This window comes from Delftia sp. RIT313 (assembly GCF_000632165.1).
GTDB classification, from domain to species: Bacteria; Pseudomonadota; Gammaproteobacteria; order Burkholderiales; family Burkholderiaceae_C; genus Comamonas; species Comamonas acidovorans.
In genome coordinates, this window is record NZ_JFYT01000013.1 from 30,551 (window position 1) to 46,982 (window position 16,432).

Here is a 16,432-nt window from a genome sequence, read left to right on the forward strand (position 1 = left end):
GGCCGAGGCCTATTGCGCAGGGCCTAGGCCTATTGCGCAGGGTCGCGCACTTCCCAGCGGATGGCGTCGATGGCCGACAGCAGTTCGGGCGACAGTTGCGTGCCCCAGGCGTTCAGGTCCTCATCGAGCTGGGCCACCGAGGTCACGCCGATGATGGTGCTGGCCACCTGCCACTTGGTGTAGCAAAACGCCAGCGCCAGCTGCGTGGGCGTCATGCCATGCTCGCGCGCCAGCGCGTTGTAGCGGCGCGCGGCGGCCAGGGCTTCGGGCCGGCCCCAGCGCTGCTTGCGCACGGACTCGTAGCGCGCAATGCGTGCGGCCTGCGGCGCTGCGGGATCGGTGGGTGCATGCACGTCGAACTTGCCCGTGAGCAGGCCGAAGGCCAGCGGCGAATAGGCCAGCAGTGACACGCCCAGGCGGTGGCAGCTTTCGTCCATGCCGTTTTCCCAGCTGCGGTTCAGCAGGCAGTAGGCGTTTTGCACCGAGGCCACGCGCGGCAGGCCGTGCTGCTCGGCCAGGCGCACGAATTCGTGCACGCCCCAGGGCGTTTCATTGGACAGGCCGATGTGGCGCACCTTGCCTTCCCGGACCAGGCGGCCCAGCGCCTCGAGCTGCTCGTGGATGCCGGTCTGCGAGCCTTCCTTGGACGGGTCGTAGTACAGCTGGCCGAAGGCCGGCACATTGCGCTCGGGCCAGTGGATCTGGTAGAGGTCGATCACGTCCGTGCCCAGGCGGCGCAGGCTGCCTTCGCAGGAGGCGGCGATGTCGGCCGCCGTCATGCCCTTGCCCTCGCGCACCCAGGGCATGCCCCGCGAAGGACCAGCCACCTTGGTGGCCAGCACGACCTTGGCGCGCGCGCCGGGGCGCTGGGCGAACCAGCGGCCGATGATGGTTTCGGTGGCGCCGCAGGTTTCGGCGCGTGCGGGCACGGCATACATCTCGGCCGTGTCGAAGAAGTCCACGCCGCGTTCCAGCGCGCGGTCCATGATGGCGAAGGCCTCGGCCTCGCCGACCTGCTCGCCGAACGTCATGGTGCCCAGGCAGATGGGGCTGACTTGCAATGCGCTTTGACCGAGCGCCACCGGTTGCATCGAGGGGGAATTCATGGGCACCGAGTGTAGGGCCGCCCGTGTTTACCCTGACGACAGCGCGCCCACCCGGCCAGGGCCGGGCGGGCGCGTTGCGTCCGTTGGGATCAAGCGCCCTGCGGTGCCTCGGTCTGCAGCACGCCGCGGTTGATCTGGTCGCGCTCCATGGACTCGAACAGGGCCTTGAAATTGCCTTCGCCGAAGCCTTCGCGGTAGTTGCCCTTGCGCTCGATGAACTCGAAGAACACGGGGCCCAGCATGGGCTGGGAGAAGATCTGCAGCAGCAGGCGCGGCTGGCCGCCCTCGGTCGTGCCGTCCAGCAGGATGCCGCGCGCCTGCAGCTCGCCCACGGGCTGGCCGTGGCCGGGCAGGCGGCCTTCCAGGTTCTGGTAGTAGATGTCGTTGGGCGCGGTCAGCAGCGGAATGCCGGCCATCTGCAGCTGGTCGATGGAGTCCAGCAGGTTGTCCGTCAGCAGGGCGATGTGCTGGATGCCCTCGCCGTTGAACTGCATGAGGAACTCCTCGATCTGGCCGCCGCCCTGGCGCGATTCCTCGTTCAGCGGAATGCGGATCAGGCCGTCGGGCGCCGTCATGGCCTTGGAGGCCAGGCCGGTGTACTCGCCCGAGATGTCGAAGTAGCGGATCTCGCGGAAATTGAACAGCTTGCTGTAGAAGTCCGCCCAGTAGGTCATGCGGCCGCGGTAGACGTTGTGCGTCAGGTGGTCCACCACGTGGAAGCCGTGGCCCTTGGGGTTGCGGTCCACGCCGGGCAGGAACTCGAAGTCGATGTCGTAGATGGACTTGCCTTCGTCGAAACGGTCGATCAGGTACAGCGGCGCGCCGCCGATGCCCTTGATGGCCGGCAGGCGCAGCTCCATGGGACCCGTGGGGATCTCCACCGGCTGGGCGCCCAGTTCCAGCGCGCGCTTGTAGGCCTGGTGCGCGTCCTTGACGCGGAAGGCCAGGCCGCAGGCCGAGGCGCCGTGCTCGGCCGCGAAATAGGCGGCCTGCCCCGGCTCATTGTTGATGATGAAGTTGATGCCTCCCTGGCGGTACAGCAGCACGTTCTTGGAACGGTGCTTGGCCACCAGGGTGAAGCCCAGCTTCTCGAACAGCGGCTCCAGCACGCCGGGCGCGGGCGACGCGAATTCCACGAATTCGAAGCCCATCAGGCCCATCGGGTTGTCGAACAGGTCTGCCATGGTTGGTTCTCCTTGAAGGTTTCAACGGGGGATGTGCGCGGGTTCCAGTACGGATTCCAGCACAGGCGTGGGACGTTGGCGGAACACGAGGCGATAGGCCCCGTAGACCACCAGGACCCAGATCGGAATGGCCAGCGCGGAGGACCGCACCGACGGTGTCAGCAGCATTACGCCCACCACCAGGGCCATGGCGGCCAGGCAGATGGCGTTGGTCAGCGGCGCGGCCGGTGCGGGAAAGCCCAGCACGGTCTTGCGCGCCACATGCGCCCGGCGAAAGCGCCAGTGCGCCACGATGATGATGGTCCAGGTGATCACCAGGGCTGCCACGATCAGCGACATCAGCAACTCCAGCACGCCGGCCGGCGCCACATAGTTCAGCACGATGGCCAGCGCCGTGAAGATGGCCGGATAGACGATGGCCCGCACCGGCACGCCGCGGCGGTTGACCTGCATCAGCGAGCGCGGCGCATTGCCTTCGCTGGCCATGCCGTACAGCAGGCGGCTGTTGCTGTAGACCATGCTGTTGTAGACCGACAGCGTGGCCGTGAGGATCACGAAGTTCAGCAGGTGGGCGGCCGTGTTTTCGCCCAGGCCCGAGAACACCAGCACGAAGGGGCTGCTGCTGTAGGTGTCGCCGCCGGCCTTGAGCTGGCCCAGCAGATCGGTCCAGGGCATCAGCGACATCAGCACGGCCATGGAGCCGATGTAGAACACCAGCACGCGGTAGATGAGCTGGTTCACGGCCTTGGGGATGACGGTGCGCGGCTGGTCGGTCTCGGCCGCCGCGAAGCCCAGCATCTCCACGCCGCCGAAGGCGAACATGATGAAGGCGAAGGCCATCACAAGGCCTGAGAAGCCGTTGGAGAAGAAGCCGCCGTGCGTCCACAGGTTGCGCACGGTCTGCTCGGGCCGGTCGGCATTGGCCAGCAGATACACGCCCGCAGCGATCATGGCCAGCACGGCCGCGATCTTGATCAGCGCGAACCAGAACTCGAACTCGCCATAGGCCTTGACGTTGATGAAGTTCACGCCGTTGATCAGCACGAAGAACACCGCCGCCGTCACCCAGGTGGGTATGCCGGGCCACCAGAACTGTATGAACTTGCCTGCGGCCGTCAGCTCCAGCATGCCCACGAGCACATACAGCGCCACACAGTTCCAGCCCGCCAGAAAGCCCGCGAAGCGGCCCAGATAGCGGTTGGCGAAATAGCTGAACGAGCCCGCGTTGGGCTCCTCGACCAGCATCTCGCCCAGGAAACGCATGATGAAAAAGATGATCAGCCCGCCAATGGCGTAGCCGAGCAGCACGGACGGGCCGGCCAGCTCGATGATGCCGGCCGAGCCCAGGAACAGGCCCGTGCCGATGGTGCCGCCCAGCGCGATGAGCTGGATATGGCGGTTCTTGAGCCTGCGCTCCAGATGGCCCTGCGAAGAAGAACTGTGCATCAAGGGGGTGCTCCGGCTCTCAGCAAGGCGCGCGGCGGCGCAGGGGTTGGAACACTTCGGTGGTCTTCACGGCAATGTCTCCTCGTGGGGTGCCTGTTGGAATGCGGGGCCTTGTGCGCCCCTTGTTGATGGGTATCAACTATAAAAAACAATAAATTATTATTTCTTGTAATTTATCCCTATGGACAAGCCCAAAAAGAAGGAGTAGCGAAGGCGATCGACACATTGCCGCCCGCCATGCCGCACTGCGGCAACGGTTGAACGCCCGCAACAAACAAAAACAATCTACTATTATTTTTTTGCCCTCTGGAGCCCAGAACATGACGACGTCCGCCACGCAGCGGCGCGCACGCACGCCGCAGACCGAGCGTGTGGAGACAACGCAACGCAAGATCATCGACTCCGCCCTGGCGCTGCTGCGCGAGGGCGGCTTCAAGAGCGCCACGCTGCAGGCCATCGCGCGCGGCGCCGATGTGTCGCTGGGCGCGCTGCAGCACCACTTCGAGAGCCGCGATGCGCTGATGGAGCGGCTGGTCATCGAGGTCATGGAGCCGCTGAGCGACCAGGGCACGGTCTGGCCCGACAAGGCCCTGCCCCTGCGCGAGCGCGCACAGACCTTCGTCACCCTGGCCTGGGACAACATCTTCGGCGCGGCCAACTACCAGGCGGCCTGGAGCATGTTCTTCGGCTGCAAGGCCTCCCCCTCGCTGTTCGACCGCGTGGACGCGCGCCGCGTACATGTGGACAGCGTGTTCTACACCCGCTTCCTGGACGTCTTCCCCGAGATCGCGGCCCACCATCCCCGCCCCCAGGGCTTTGCGGCCATGGCCTTCGCCATCCTGCGCGGCACCGGCGTGCTGGAGCTGTTCGAGGTGGGCGAGCAGGAACGCCAGGGCAGTCTCGATGCGCTGGTCGAGGCCATCGTCCAGGCAGGCACCCCTCAGACCGGCGGCGGCGCCGCCGCCTGAACCTCGGTCAGTCCCCAGACCCTGCGCAGCTGCGACAGCGTGGCCACCAGGGCCGGGTCGTGCTCGGCCTCGCGCGGGTGGATGAAGCCCAGCTGCGCCGACACGCGCGCATGCGGCCAGATGGCCACGCAGCCATGCTCGGCCGCGGCCAGGGCGCGGTCCTCGCGCAGCAGCGCCAGGCCCAGGCCGGCGCGCACCAGGCTCTCGGGCGCGGCGGCGGCATCGCTTTCCACGATCTGATTGGGGCTAAGCCCCTGGCGGGCGAACAGCGCCAGCAGCAGGGCCTGCTCATGGTGCTGCGCGGGCGCACCGATCCAGGGCAGTTGCGCCAGGTCCTTCCAGCCCGATTGCAGGACGCGTTCGCGCAGCGCGGGCGGCGCCGCCACGCGGTAGTGCAGTGTCTGCAGCACCAGCGCGCCCAGGTCGCGCGGCATGTGGGCGCCGATGTAGAACGCGCCCTGCAGGCCGCCGGCCGCGACCTGCGCGCGCAACTCCTCCGCCCAGCCCTGGCGTGTCTTGATATCCAGCAGCGGCAGCGCCTCCACCAGGCCGTGCAGCAGTGAGCCCAGGCGCAGCGCCTCGGGGTCGGCCACCGTGCCCAGCAGCAGCTGGCCGGTGATCTCGCCCTGCAGCTCGCGGGCCTGGCCCTGCAGGCGTCCTGCCGCATCCAGCACCTGCCGGGCGGGCTCCATCAGGGCCTCGCCGGCCCGCGTGAGGCTGATGCGGCCCGGGCGCCGGTCGAACAGCGCCACGCCCAGCTCCTCCTCCAGCGCCTTGATCTGGGCCGTGATGGCGGGCTGGGTCAGGTGCAGGGCCTCGGCCGTGCGCGTGACGCTGCCCAGCGTGGCCGCCGTGACGTAGGCGCGCAGCTGATACATCTCCATGGGCGGCCAGCCTAGCGCAGGCGCCAGGGCCTGCGGCCCGGGCAGGCCCGGGTTTCAGGGAACATCCCTAGCCGTCTCATCGTTCACTCATCGAGGTAGCGCAGCTGCGTGGGCTCGATGCCCAGGCGCACCGGCATGCCCATGGGGAACATGGCAATGCCTGCGTAATGCGCCTGGTCGGCGACCACGGCCACCTCGCCCACGCGCACGCGGTAGCGCGAGAACTCGCCCAGGAATTCGGCGCTCTCGATCTGCCCTTCCACCCAGACGCGCGAGGCATCGCCCGCATCGTCGCGCACCGCAATCTGCACCTGGTGCGGCCGGAAGGCCAGCGCCGCGCGCCCCGGCACGGGCGGCTGGGCCGGGCGCGGCAGGGTCAGCGTGCCCAGGCCCGGCACCTTGAAGACCAGCGACTCGCCTATCGTCGGCAGCACCTCGCCCTCCAGCACATTGGCCGTGCCGACAAAGCCCGCCACGAAGCGGTTGGCCGGATAGTCGTACAGCCCCGCCGCCGAGCCCACCTGCTGCAGCACGCCCTTGTCGAGCACGGCCATGCGGTCGGCCGTGGTCATGGCCTCCTCCTGGTCGTGGGTGACGAAGATGGTGGTCAGGCCCAGCTTGCGCTGCAGGCTGCGCAGTTCCTCGCGCATCTGCACGCGCAGCTGCTTGTCGAGGTTGGACAGCGGCTCGTCCAGCAGCAGCAGCTTGGGCGCGATCACCACGGTGCGCGCCAGCGCCACGCGCTGCTGCTGCCCGCCCGACAGCTGGCCCGGGCGGCGCTGCGCGTACTGCGACAGGCCCACCAGCTCCAGCACTTCGCCCACCTTGCGGCGGATGGTGTCGCGGCTTTCGCGGCGCTCGACCAGGCCGAAGGCCACGTTGTCGTACACCGTCATGTGAGGCCACAGCGCATAGTTCTGGAACACCATGCCGATGTTGCGCGCATGCGGCGGCACGCCCGTGATGTCCTGCCCGCCCACCAGCAGCTCGCCGCGCTGGTGCCGGTTGAAACCGGCAATCAGCCGCAGCAGCGTGGACTTGCCCGAGCCCGAAGGCCCCAGCAGCGCGAAGAACTCGCCGGGCTCGATCTTGAGGTTGACGTCGCGCAGCACTTCGTTGCTGCCATAGCTCAGGCTGATGTGCCTGCATTCGAGGGAGACAGGGTCCAGGTGCATGGCGTTTCACTCCGAAGTCGATTGCACGGTGGCGCGCGAGCGCTCCACGAAGCGGTGCGAGAAATACGTGCCCAGGCCGACCACGACCACGGCCAGCACGCCCAATGCCGCACCGGGTCCGCGCCCCGAGATGCTTTGCATGTACAGGTAGATGCCGTAGCTCATGGGCGCCTGGCTCTGGGCCGAGGCCAGCATGATGGTGGCCGACAGCTCCACCGCCGCCGTGATGAAGCTGGTGACGAAGCCGGCCAGGATGCCGCCGGCCATCAGCGGCACCATCACGCGCCGTATCACGCTGGTGCGGCCCGCGCCCAGGCTTTGCGCGGCCTCCTCCAGCGAGATGTGCACCTGCTGCAGCGCCGCCATGCACGAGCGCAGCGCATACGGCAGCCGCCGCACCGCATAGGCCAGCATGATCAGCACCCAGGTCGTGACGATGGGCGTATCGGTGAAGGGCAGGTTCACGCCCTTGAACAGCCGCAGGTAGCCGATGGCCAGCACCAGCCCCGGAATCGCCAGCGCCACCGAGGCCAGGTAGTCCAGCCACTGCCGGGCAGGCAGCCGCGTGCGCAGGATCAGGTAGGCGATGGCGGTGCCGATCACCACGTCGATGCCCGCCGCCATCAGGCAGTACAGCAGCGTGTTGCCGATCATGTAGCCCGAGTCGGTGAACACCGTGGCGTAGTGCTCCAGCGTGTAGCTGTCGGGCAGCACCGAGAAGCTCCAGACCTTGGAGAACGACATCAGCAAAATGCCGATGTGCGGCGCCAGCACCACCAGCAGCACCAGGGCGATCCAGCCATAGGCCAGCAGCGCCTCCCAGGCCGACAGCCGGCGCTTTTGCAGCGCGCTGCCGCCCTTTTGCAGCGTGGCGTAGTCCTTGCCCTTCATCACCCGCGCAGCCAGCCACAGGGCGACGATGGAGAACGCGATCATGATCACGCTGATCACATAGCCCAGCGGATCATCGAGCCCCACCGAGGTGATGCGCAGATAGGCCTGGGGCGCCAGCATATTGGTCACGCCCATCACCAGCGGCGTGCCCAGGTCGTCGAACACCTTGACGAACACCAGGGCCGCGCCCGCCAGGTAGCCGGGCATGGCCAGCGGAAAGATCACGCGCCGAAACAGCCGGAAACCGCGCGAGCCCAGGTTCAGCGCCGACTCCTCCATGGCCCCGTCGATATTGCGCATGGCCGCCACGAGGTTGAGCAAGATGAACGGGAAGTAGTGGATGCTCTCCACGAAGATCACGCCCGTCAGCCCCTCCATGATGGGCACGGTGAAGCCGAACCAGTCGTCCAGCAGCAGGTTGACCGAGCCGCTGCGCCCGAAGATCAGCTGCAGCGCCACCGCCCCCACGAAGGGCGGCATGATCAGCGGCAGCACGCCCAGCGTCTGTATCAGCAGCGCGCCCCGGAACTCGAAGCGCACCGTCAGGTAGGCCAGCGGCACGGCGATCAGGCTGGCGAAGAACACGCTGGCCAGGGACACGCCCAGGCTGTTGAAGAACGACTCGCGGAAGACGGTCTGGCCGAAGAAATTGCCGAAGTGCCCGAGCGTGAGCCCGCCGCCTTCATTGACGAAGGCGGTGTAGACCACCATGCCCACGGGCACGATGAGAAAGGCCAGCAAAAAGGCCAGGATCAGCGCGAAGGCCAGCCACGGCCCCCAGCCCGACGGAATGCGCCGCGCGCGCGCAGCAAGGGGGGCGGCGCCGGGCGCCGCCATGGAATCGATGCTCATGCGAATGCTCCGCAGCGAAAGAGACTGTCAAGGGGAGTGCATGCAGGCGCCCGGTGCCGGGCCCCTGCGCCACCTACCACGCCACCTACCGCGCCACTTAACGGGCCAGGCCGCGCGCCTCGGCGGCCAGCTTGCCTGCGCGCTCGTAGTTGGCACGCGCCTTGTCGGCCCACATCTGCTCCAGGCCCGTCAGCTCCTTGGACACGGCCACATCGCGCCGGCTCTTGCGGAACAGCTCCAGGAACTGCTCGTCCTTCACATTGGCTTCGCCCACCAGCGGCGAGTAGGCGATATCGCGCGCCTGGGCCAGCAGCTCCTGCCCCTTGGCATTGGGCTTGGCCTGCAGGGCCTTGTGCGCCTCCTGGATGGCGCGCGTGGCGGCCTGCAGCTCCTTGAGGCGGAAGGTCACCATCTGGTCGAACAGGCTGATCACCACGGCATAGCGCGACTCGGACAGGTTGGCGTCGAACTGCACCTTGGCGCGCTGCGCCACCTCCTGCGGCACGGGGTAGCCGGCCGGCGCCTTGAGCTGGCTGTAGGGCAGGATGGGCAGGCGGCTGATCTTGGGGTCGAACAGCAGCTGCTGGCCCGGCACCGACATAGTGAAGGCCATGAACTTGCGCGCCTCATCGGCATTTTTGGCGCCCGCGATCAGCGCGATGTTGGCCGGCACCACGGCCGTCATCGCCGGATAGGCGAAGTCCACCGGGAAGCCCGAGTACTTGCCCGCCAGCCCGAAGAAATCGATCACGATGCCTATGCCGTACTGGCCGTTGTTCACGCCATCGGGCACGGCAAAGCTGCGGTCGGTCACGGCGGCGGCATTGCCCATCATGGACAGCAGCTGGCGCCAGCCCTTGTCCCAGCCCTCGCCCTGCAGGATGGTCTCCACCGTCAACTGCGTGGTGCCCGAGCGCGAGGGCGAGGAGATGGCGATGTGGCCGAAGTACTCGGGCCGCGTCAGGTCGCTCCACTCCTTGGGCGCCGCCAGCTTGTGCGCCTTCAGGTAGCGCGTGTTCCACATGATTCCGTAGCCGGCCAGCGCCTGGCCGTAGTACAGGCCCTGCGGGTCGTTGAGCGGGTAGTTGCCGATCTTGGCGGGCGCGGCCGGATTGCGCGTCTCGGGCGCAGCGGTCAGCAGCTTGTTGCGCGCCAGCACCTCGAAGGCATCAGGGGCGCTGGCCCACATGATGTCGGGCCGCTGGCCCTCGGGCAGCTCGCGCACATAGGCCACGGCGGCCGTGGTGTTCTTGTTCAGGATCTCGATCTTGATCCCCGGATTGGCCGCCTCGAAGGCCTTCTGGTAGGCCGTCGTCAGCTCCTTGGGAAACGAGGTAAGCACCGTCACCGTGCCGGCCTGGGCCGCCATGGCGGCGCCCCACAATCCTGCGGCCATGGCGGCCGTCAGCCATCTGCGTTGCTGCATTGCTGTCTCCTTCGGGTTGTTGTGCGGTCAATCTGCAACCCACTGTAGGCAGCGCCGGCCCCGCCGGCCAATCATTGTTTCTGATGCCGTGCATCAGCGGCGGCGGCGCTCGGGTTACTACCTGCGGGTCTGCCGCCACAGGGAAATCCCGCGCAACCGCTGTCCCGCCCCTGACTGCTGCACAGCAGCAAACCGGAATAATCGGCGGGATGCTGCAAGCCCCCTCTTCCCTCTCTACCCCGGCCGCTGAAGAAGCGCCCATCTACGTTGCCCGCCGCCCCTGGCGCTCGCGCATGGTGCCGGTGCGCACCATGGAGTACCACGTGCGCGAGTGGGGGCCGGTGGATGGCGATCCCGCGCTGGCGCCGCTGGTGCTGGTGCACGGCTGGATGGATGTGGCGGCCTCCTACCAGTTCGTGGTCGATGCCTTTGGCGAGGCCTTCATGGCGGGGCGCCGCATCATTGCGCCGGACTGGCGCGGCTTCGGCCTGAGCCGGCCGGCCTGGCCTGCCGACCGGCATGACTTTGCCGACTACCTGGGCGACCTGGACCATCTGCTGGACACCCTAGTGGGCGATGCGCCCGTGGACCTGGTGGGCCACAGCATGGGCGGCAACGTGTCCATGATGTATGCGGGTGCGCGGCCTGCGCGCATACGCCGGCTGGTCAATCTGGAGGGCTTCGGCATGCCGGCCACCCGGCCCGACCAGGCGCCCGCACGCTACGCGCAGTGGATGGACGAGCTGCGCCAGCTGCGCAGCGGCGGCATGGAGCTCAAGAGCTATGACAGCGTGCAGGACGTGGCGCGCAGGCTGATGAAGACCAACCGCCGCCTGCCCGGGGACAAGGCGCTGTGGCTGGCCCACCACTGGGCGGCGCCCAATGCGCAGGGCCGCTGGGAAATCCTGGGCGACACGGCGCACAAGCTCATCAGCGCCCAGCTGTTCCGCGTGGAAGAAATCCTGGCCCTGTACCGTGCCATCACGGCGCCGGTACTGGCCGTCGAGGCCAGCGACGACAGCCTGGGCATGTGGTGGAAGGACCGCTACACGCTGGCCGAGTACCACGAGCGCATCGGGCAGATAGCCGACTGCCGCACGGCCGTGGTCCAGGACGCGGGCCACATGCTGCACCACGACCAGCCGGCGGACGTGGCCGGGCTGATCGAGCAATTCCTCAGCACCTGAGTCCTGCGCGCGCCGCTACTGCAGCCTAATGCAACCTACTGCAACCTACTGCGGCCGCAGCATCATCGAATGGCGCCAGCGCGCGGGCGCCATCTGCAGCGGCCGGTAGCGGCCGTCGGCCCATTCGGCAGACATGTCCGCATAGCGGCTGGACAGGGCCACGCCGCTTTGGCCGGTCTGGTAGATGAACAGCGAGCGCTCGGGCTCGGCCAGGTCGTAGATGGCGCGCAGCGATGCCGCATGGCGGTTGGCGAACGGCGCCCTGGCATCGCCGGGCAGGTACTGGCCCACGTTGACGGTGTAGCTGTCGCCACCCGAAGGCACGCTGACATTGAAGATGCCTGCCAGCAGCCCCACGCTGCCCAGCGGCCGGTGGCTGCTCAGGGCCGCATGCGCCGTGCCCCAGCGCCAGCGGCCCAGGTCGCTGCCCTGCATGGACTGCAGGCGCACCAGCGCCCGGTCCAGCGCCTGGCTGACCTGGGCACTGCAGCCTGCAGCCGCGCACCACCAGCCGTCGCGGCGTTCCAGCATGCCTTCGATGCCTGCGCGATAGTCGCGCTTGCCATAGGTGGCCGCAAAGGTCTGGGCGCCAATGCGCGGGATCACCAGGCCGCGCGTCAGTTCGTCCACCCAGGCGGCAAAGATCAGGGGCGCGGCCTGCGCGGCATCCATGCGGCCGTCGAACTGCGCCATCACCCGGCGCGCCTGCGGGGCCAGCGGATGTGTGGCCGGCGCTTCGTCCAGGGCCTTGAGCATTTGCGGCAACAGGGCACGGGCGGCCAGCGAGGTCTGGTCGTTCTGGATGGAGGCCATGCTGACCACGTCGTGCCTGTCCTTCGCCTCGATGAGCTCGGAGATGCGGCGGTGCCGGTACGGCAGGCTCCAGTCCTGGGTGAGAAAGTGGGCATAGCCCTCGCGCGTGATGCGCTGGTTGGCGGTGGCCAGATAGCCCAGCGCCGTTCCATCGTCCTGTGGAGCCTGGTCGTAGGGCAGCCAGCCCTGCCAGTCGTAGCGTGCCTCCCAGCCCGGCGCGGGCGCCACGCCGCGCAGGTCGTTGTCGGCCGCACGCAGCGGCACCCGGCCTGCGGCCTTGAAGCCGATGGCGCCATGCACATCGGCCGCGACGATGCTCTGCATGGGCGAGTGGTAGTCGGCAAAGGCCTCGAACAGCTGGGCCACGCTGCGCGCCTCGTTGGCCCGCAGGCCCGCCTGCACGGTGAGGTTGTCGGTGTCCAGCGCGGCCCAGCGCAGGGCCACGGCGTAGCGGCGCTTGTCGAGCACGGCCTCGTACTGGGGCTGCACATCGCTGATCACGGGGCCGTGGCGCGTGCTGCGCAGCGTGAGCTGCACATCGGCCCGGCCCTTGACCCTGATGCGCTCGCTGCGCTCGGTGAAAGGCGCCCAGCCGTCCGGCGTGCGGTAGCGGCCCGGGTTGCCTGGATCGATCTGCTCCAGGTACAGATCCTGCACATCGGGATTCGTGTTGGTGAAGCCCCAGGCCACCTCGCGCGTGCGCCCCAGCACCACGAAGGGCAGGCCCGGCAGGGTGGCCCCCACCACGTCGATGGGCGACAGCGGCGTGCCATCCTGCGCTTGACCAGCAGGCGACTGCAGGCGTGCGTAGTACCAGATGGCGGGCGCGCTCAGGCCCAGATGGGGATCGTTGGCCAGCAGCGGTTTGCCGCTGGCCGTGCGGCTGCCCGACAGCACCCAGTTGTTGCTGCCCTTGCCGTCGTTGGTGCCCGCATCGCGCACCATGTCGCGGGACCAGCGGGCCCAGGCATCGTTCACGTCGCTGGCGGCAGCCACCTTGGGCGCAGACGCAGCCTGTGCCTCCTGGCGGTACACGCCCAGGCCCCGGTAGAGGGCCGCAAGGTCGGTGGAGGTGGCCGGCGCCTCGCCGGGATAAGGCGGCATCAGCTGCCACAGCTGCTGTGTGTTCAGTTGCGAGAGCGCGGCCAGCCGCGCGAATTCATTGCCCCAGTTGCCGCCCAGGTCCAGCGCCATCATCAGCGCCCAGCCCACGCTGTCCTCGGGCGCCCAGGCCGAGTTGTCTCCGCCGCCCGGCGACGTGTCCAGCAGCATGAACTCGGGCACCTGCGGGTGCTGGCGCATGGGCAGGGCCGCATAGAAGGCCGCGATGCCCTCGCTGTAGGCCTGCAGCGCCTCGCGCGCGTTGGCGGGCAGGGATGCGTACTGGCGCCGCGCCGCGCCGCGTATGTCCAGCGCGCGCATGAGCTTGTCGGTGTCCAGCGTGGCCGGGCCGAGGATCTCGGACAGCGTGCCATGCATCAGGCGGCGGTTGAACTCCAGCTGCCAGCCGCGTTCCTGCGCATGCACATGGCCCAGCGCGCGCCACAGGTCCTGCGGCGAGAAGGCGCTGATATGGGTGACGTCGGCATCATCGCGCCGCACGCGCACGGGCTGCTCCAGCCCGGCCAGCGTGAGCTGTCCGTCAAGCACCGGCTGCACGCGCACGGCATAGATGGCCAGCGCGCTGCCGGCCAGCAGGGCCGAGCCGACCACCGCCACGGCGCCCACACCCCACCACCGCGAGTTCAGGATTCGCATGATTCCCATTCTTTTCCCCACCCTCTGCTTTTTTCGTATCGTAGTGTTGCAGTTTGTAGCATATGCGCGCGCGACATGCTCACATTGCTCACGACAGAAAGCCGCGCCTGCGGGGCGCAGGCTTCAGGCGACAATCACTGCCGGCCCTGCGCACATGGATGCAGGGCAACCGACAGAAACAGGAAGTACGTGGAATGTGGCCTTTCAGCCTCTTGAAGAAGCTCACCCAGGACCCGCCCGTGGGCCAGCCCCGTGGTGACTACATCGGCTGCTACCTGCTGGGCACCGAGGCGCCGGGCCAGGCCGGCGTCAGCTATGTCTCGCTGGCCACCACGCGCGAGCAGCTGGAGGCCGACGCCCGCGCCTACCTTGAAGGCTTCGTACGCGACCACCCCGAGGCCGCCGACACCGACCTGTCCGCCATCCACTCCCTGCTGGAGAACCTGCCCCAGCGCCTGGACGCCCACCTGTCCGGCGACACGCGCGTGCCGCTGGCCGAGCAAGGTGGCACCGTGCTCTTCCTGCGCACCGGCATGCGCGCCCGCCGCAAGGAAAACGGCCGCTACCTCGAATAGCAGTCAGCCCCCACCGCCACCGTACAGAGCCTCAAAAACTGGCGCGGCCAAGAACAAGGGACAGCGAGCAAGGGCCTACGCCGGCCGCGCCGCCCCGCAGCGAGGCTGTCGTCCCCCCCGCGAAGCGAGAGGGGGAAGGCGCGCAGCGCCTCAGGGGGAGTTCTGCTTGTGCACGTCTTGCCAGCGCAGCATGTCGGTCACGCGCTCGGCCTTGTCGGCATCGAAGCCCAGGCGCTCCACCCGCTCGGCCGGATTGGCCCAGGTGCCGAACAGCAGGTCCCAGACGGGCAGGCCGTAGTTCTGCGCATGGTGGCCGTACTGGTGGTGCACAGTGTGCATCTCGGGCCGCTGCACGATGTATCCCAGCCAGCGCGGCGTGCGGATGTCGGCATGCAGGAACAGATCGAACGCCCCCGTGAGGCCGATGGCGAAGGCGGCAGCCAGCGGGCTGGCCCCCAGCACCCAGTAGCTGGACAGCGCGCTCAGCAGCACGGCGGCCGCCGTGTCCATGGGATGGGCGAAAAACGCCGTGAGCGCCTCCACGCGCGGCGCGCTGTGGTGCAGCTGGTGGAACAGGCGCCACAGCGTGTCCGACCGGTGCGTGGCGCGGTGCCACCAGTAAAAGACAAAGCTGGTCAGCACAAAGCTCAGCGCGCCCACGGCCCAGGCCGGCCATTGCCGGCCCACGTCCAGCAGTGCATGGCGGCGGATGCCGTCCGAGAACAGATGGCCTACCGCCAAGGTGGTGGCCAGCGTGCCCAGGCCCAGCAACGTGGACAGGATCAGCCAGCGCCGGTCGCAATGGTTGCGCGAGGCCGGCGCGATCACCTCGCGCGTGAAGATGCCGACGAACATCAGCGCCAGCAGCGGGTAGGCCGCGAACTCCCACATCTGCAGCATGCCGCCTGCTCCTTGCCGCTCAGTGCACGTGGCCCCAGTAGATCAGCGCATCGCGCCCTTCGACCGACAGCGACACGGGCGCGCCCACGGGCAGCATCACCTTGGTCGGCACATGGCCGTAGGGCAGGCCCTGCAGCACGGGGCACTTGACCTGGCTGCGCAGCCAGTCGATCACGGTCTGCAGCTTGAAGCCCTTGTCATGCGAGCTGAGCTTGAACTCGCTGAACTGGCCGAACACGATGGCCTTTTGCTGGGCCAGCACGCCGGCATGCAGCAGCTGGGTCAGCATGCGTTCCACGCGGTAGGGATGCTCGCCCACGTCTTCCAGGAACAGGATGCCGCCCTTGATCTGCGGGAAGTAAGGCGTGCCCAGCAGGGAGACCAGCACGGCCAGGTTGCCGCCCCACAGCGTGGCGCCGCCGCTGATGTAGAAGTCCTTGACGGCAGGCTTGCCGTCTTCGCGCAGGCCGATCTTCGGCATCTGCCAGCCCGCGCCCTCGCCCTGGCCGCTGAGCAGGTCGCTGAAGCAGTCCAGCATGATGTCGTCCACGCCGCCCTCGTCGTCGGGGCGGCCGAAGTCGTGCACCAGCAGCGGGCCGGCCCAGGTGGTGGCGCCGGTCCTGGCCAGCAGGGCCAGCGACAGCGCCGTGAAGTCGCTCAGGCCCACGAAGCGCGTGCCGCCTGCGATGGCCTTGGCCACGGCCTTGTACTTGATGCCCGGCAGGATGCGCGTGAGGCCGTAGCCGCCGCGCGTGGGCAGCGCCAGGTCGGCACCGCTGGCCGCTGCGCGCTCGATGGCCGCCAGGCGCGTGGCGTCGTCGCCTGCAAAGCGCTGGTGGCTGCTCAACGCGTCGGCATCGATCTCCACCTGGTGGCCCATGGCCTCCAGGCGGCGCACGCCGCGCTTGAAGCCGGCCTTGTCGCGCACGGCACCGGCGGGCGAGTAGATATAGATGTGGCGCGGACCCTCGTCATGCGCATGGCCGCAGCAGCTGCCGTCGGCGGCATGCACATGGCCATGATCGTGGTCGTGCTCGTGGCTGTGGGCAGCGCCATGGTCATGTGCCGCAGCATGCGAATGCTCCTGTGCACGGTCATGGCCATGTGGATGTTCGTGCCCATGGGCACAGCAGGTGCCGTCGGCGGAATGCACATGTTCGTGCGCGTGATCAACGGGTGCAGGCGCGGCAGCGGCTGCCTTTTTGCGGGGCGTGCCGGATGTGCTGGGTGTGCCGGGCGTGCTGGAAGAGCGGGAACTGCGCGA

The 16,432-nt window shown here is 68.2% G+C and carries 13 protein-coding genes; 3 read left to right on the forward strand and 10 right to left on the reverse strand.

Annotated features, from left to right (window positions below):
- Window positions 1–29 precede the first annotated feature (29 nt).
- The 3 genes from BW39_RS02910 to BW39_RS02920 all read right to left on the reverse strand — a co-directional run bounded on the left by BW39_RS02910 (window position 30) and on the right by BW39_RS02920 (window position 3,736).
- On the reverse strand, window positions 30–1,091 hold the full coding sequence (locus tag BW39_RS02910; RefSeq protein ID WP_043819649.1) for an aldo/keto reductase: 1,062 nt from the start codon (window positions 1,089–1,091) through the stop codon (window positions 30–32).
- A gap of 104 nt (window positions 1,092–1,195) precedes the next feature.
- Entirely contained in the window at window positions 1,196–2,290 is a 1,095-nt protein-coding gene (hppD, locus tag BW39_RS02915) for a 4-hydroxyphenylpyruvate dioxygenase (protein ID WP_013801567.1), read from the reverse strand.
- Window positions 2,291–2,311: 21 nt separating this feature from the next.
- On the reverse strand, window positions 2,312–3,736 hold the full coding sequence (locus BW39_RS02920; RefSeq protein ID WP_043819652.1) for an amino acid permease: 1,425 nt from the start codon (window positions 3,734–3,736) through the stop codon (window positions 2,312–2,314).
- 320 nt (window positions 3,737–4,056) lie between these two features.
- Between BW39_RS02920 and BW39_RS02925 the strand changes: the two genes are divergently transcribed.
- Window positions 4,057–4,704, forward strand: coding sequence for a TetR/AcrR family transcriptional regulator (locus tag BW39_RS02925; RefSeq protein ID WP_043819654.1), 648 nt, complete (start codon window positions 4,057–4,059; stop codon window positions 4,702–4,704).
- Here the strand turns inward: BW39_RS02925 and BW39_RS02930 are convergent.
- The 4 genes from BW39_RS02930 to BW39_RS02945 form a co-directional block, all read right to left on the reverse strand.
- Window positions 4,677–5,588, reverse strand: a complete 912-nt coding sequence (locus BW39_RS02930) for a LysR family transcriptional regulator (protein WP_043819656.1) — start codon at window positions 5,586–5,588, stop codon at window positions 4,677–4,679. The genes BW39_RS02925 and BW39_RS02930 overlap by 28 nt on opposite strands.
- Window positions 5,589–5,671: 83 nt before the next feature.
- Window positions 5,672–6,763: an ABC transporter ATP-binding protein gene (locus BW39_RS02935; RefSeq protein WP_012206598.1), complete on the reverse strand. Its 1,092-nt coding sequence runs from the start codon at window positions 6,761–6,763 to the stop codon at window positions 5,672–5,674.
- Window positions 6,764–6,769: 6 nt separating this feature from the next.
- Window positions 6,770–8,509 (reverse strand): ABC transporter permease, encoded by a 1,740-nt coding sequence (locus BW39_RS02940; protein ID WP_012206599.1) that lies wholly within the window; start codon window positions 8,507–8,509, stop codon window positions 6,770–6,772.
- 97 nt (window positions 8,510–8,606) lie between these two features.
- Window positions 8,607–9,935, reverse strand: coding sequence for an ABC transporter substrate-binding protein (locus tag BW39_RS02945; RefSeq protein WP_013801562.1), 1,329 nt, complete (start codon window positions 9,933–9,935; stop codon window positions 8,607–8,609).
- 209 nt (window positions 9,936–10,144) lie between these two features.
- Here BW39_RS02945 and BW39_RS02950 point away from each other — a divergent pair, with 209 nt between their 5' ends.
- Window positions 10,145–11,122, forward strand: coding sequence for an alpha/beta fold hydrolase (locus BW39_RS02950; RefSeq protein ID WP_043819658.1), 978 nt, complete (start codon window positions 10,145–10,147; stop codon window positions 11,120–11,122).
- 45 nt (window positions 11,123–11,167) lie between these two features.
- Here BW39_RS02950 and BW39_RS02955 read toward each other — a convergent pair whose 3' ends face one another.
- On the reverse strand, window positions 11,168–13,702 hold the full coding sequence (locus tag BW39_RS02955; RefSeq protein ID WP_043819659.1) for a penicillin acylase family protein: 2,535 nt from the start codon (window positions 13,700–13,702) through the stop codon (window positions 11,168–11,170).
- Window positions 13,703–13,887: 185 nt separating this feature from the next.
- Between BW39_RS02955 and BW39_RS02960 the strand changes: the two genes are divergently transcribed.
- The gene (locus tag BW39_RS02960) at window positions 13,888–14,268 is read left to right on the forward strand and encodes a hypothetical protein (protein ID WP_034395933.1); all 381 of its coding nucleotides are present in this window, start codon (window positions 13,888–13,890) and stop codon (window positions 14,266–14,268) included.
- A gap of 150 nt (window positions 14,269–14,418) precedes the next feature.
- Here the strand turns inward: BW39_RS02960 and BW39_RS02965 are convergent, their stop codons facing one another.
- The gene (locus tag BW39_RS02965) at window positions 14,419–15,168 is read right to left on the reverse strand and encodes a sterol desaturase family protein (RefSeq protein WP_016449226.1); all 750 of its coding nucleotides are present in this window, start codon (window positions 15,166–15,168) and stop codon (window positions 14,419–14,421) included.
- A gap of 19 nt (window positions 15,169–15,187) precedes the next feature.
- Window positions 15,188–16,180, reverse strand: a complete 993-nt coding sequence (locus tag BW39_RS02970) for an LD-carboxypeptidase (RefSeq protein WP_043819753.1) — start codon at window positions 16,178–16,180, stop codon at window positions 15,188–15,190.
- Window positions 16,181–16,432: the final 252 nt, after the last annotated feature.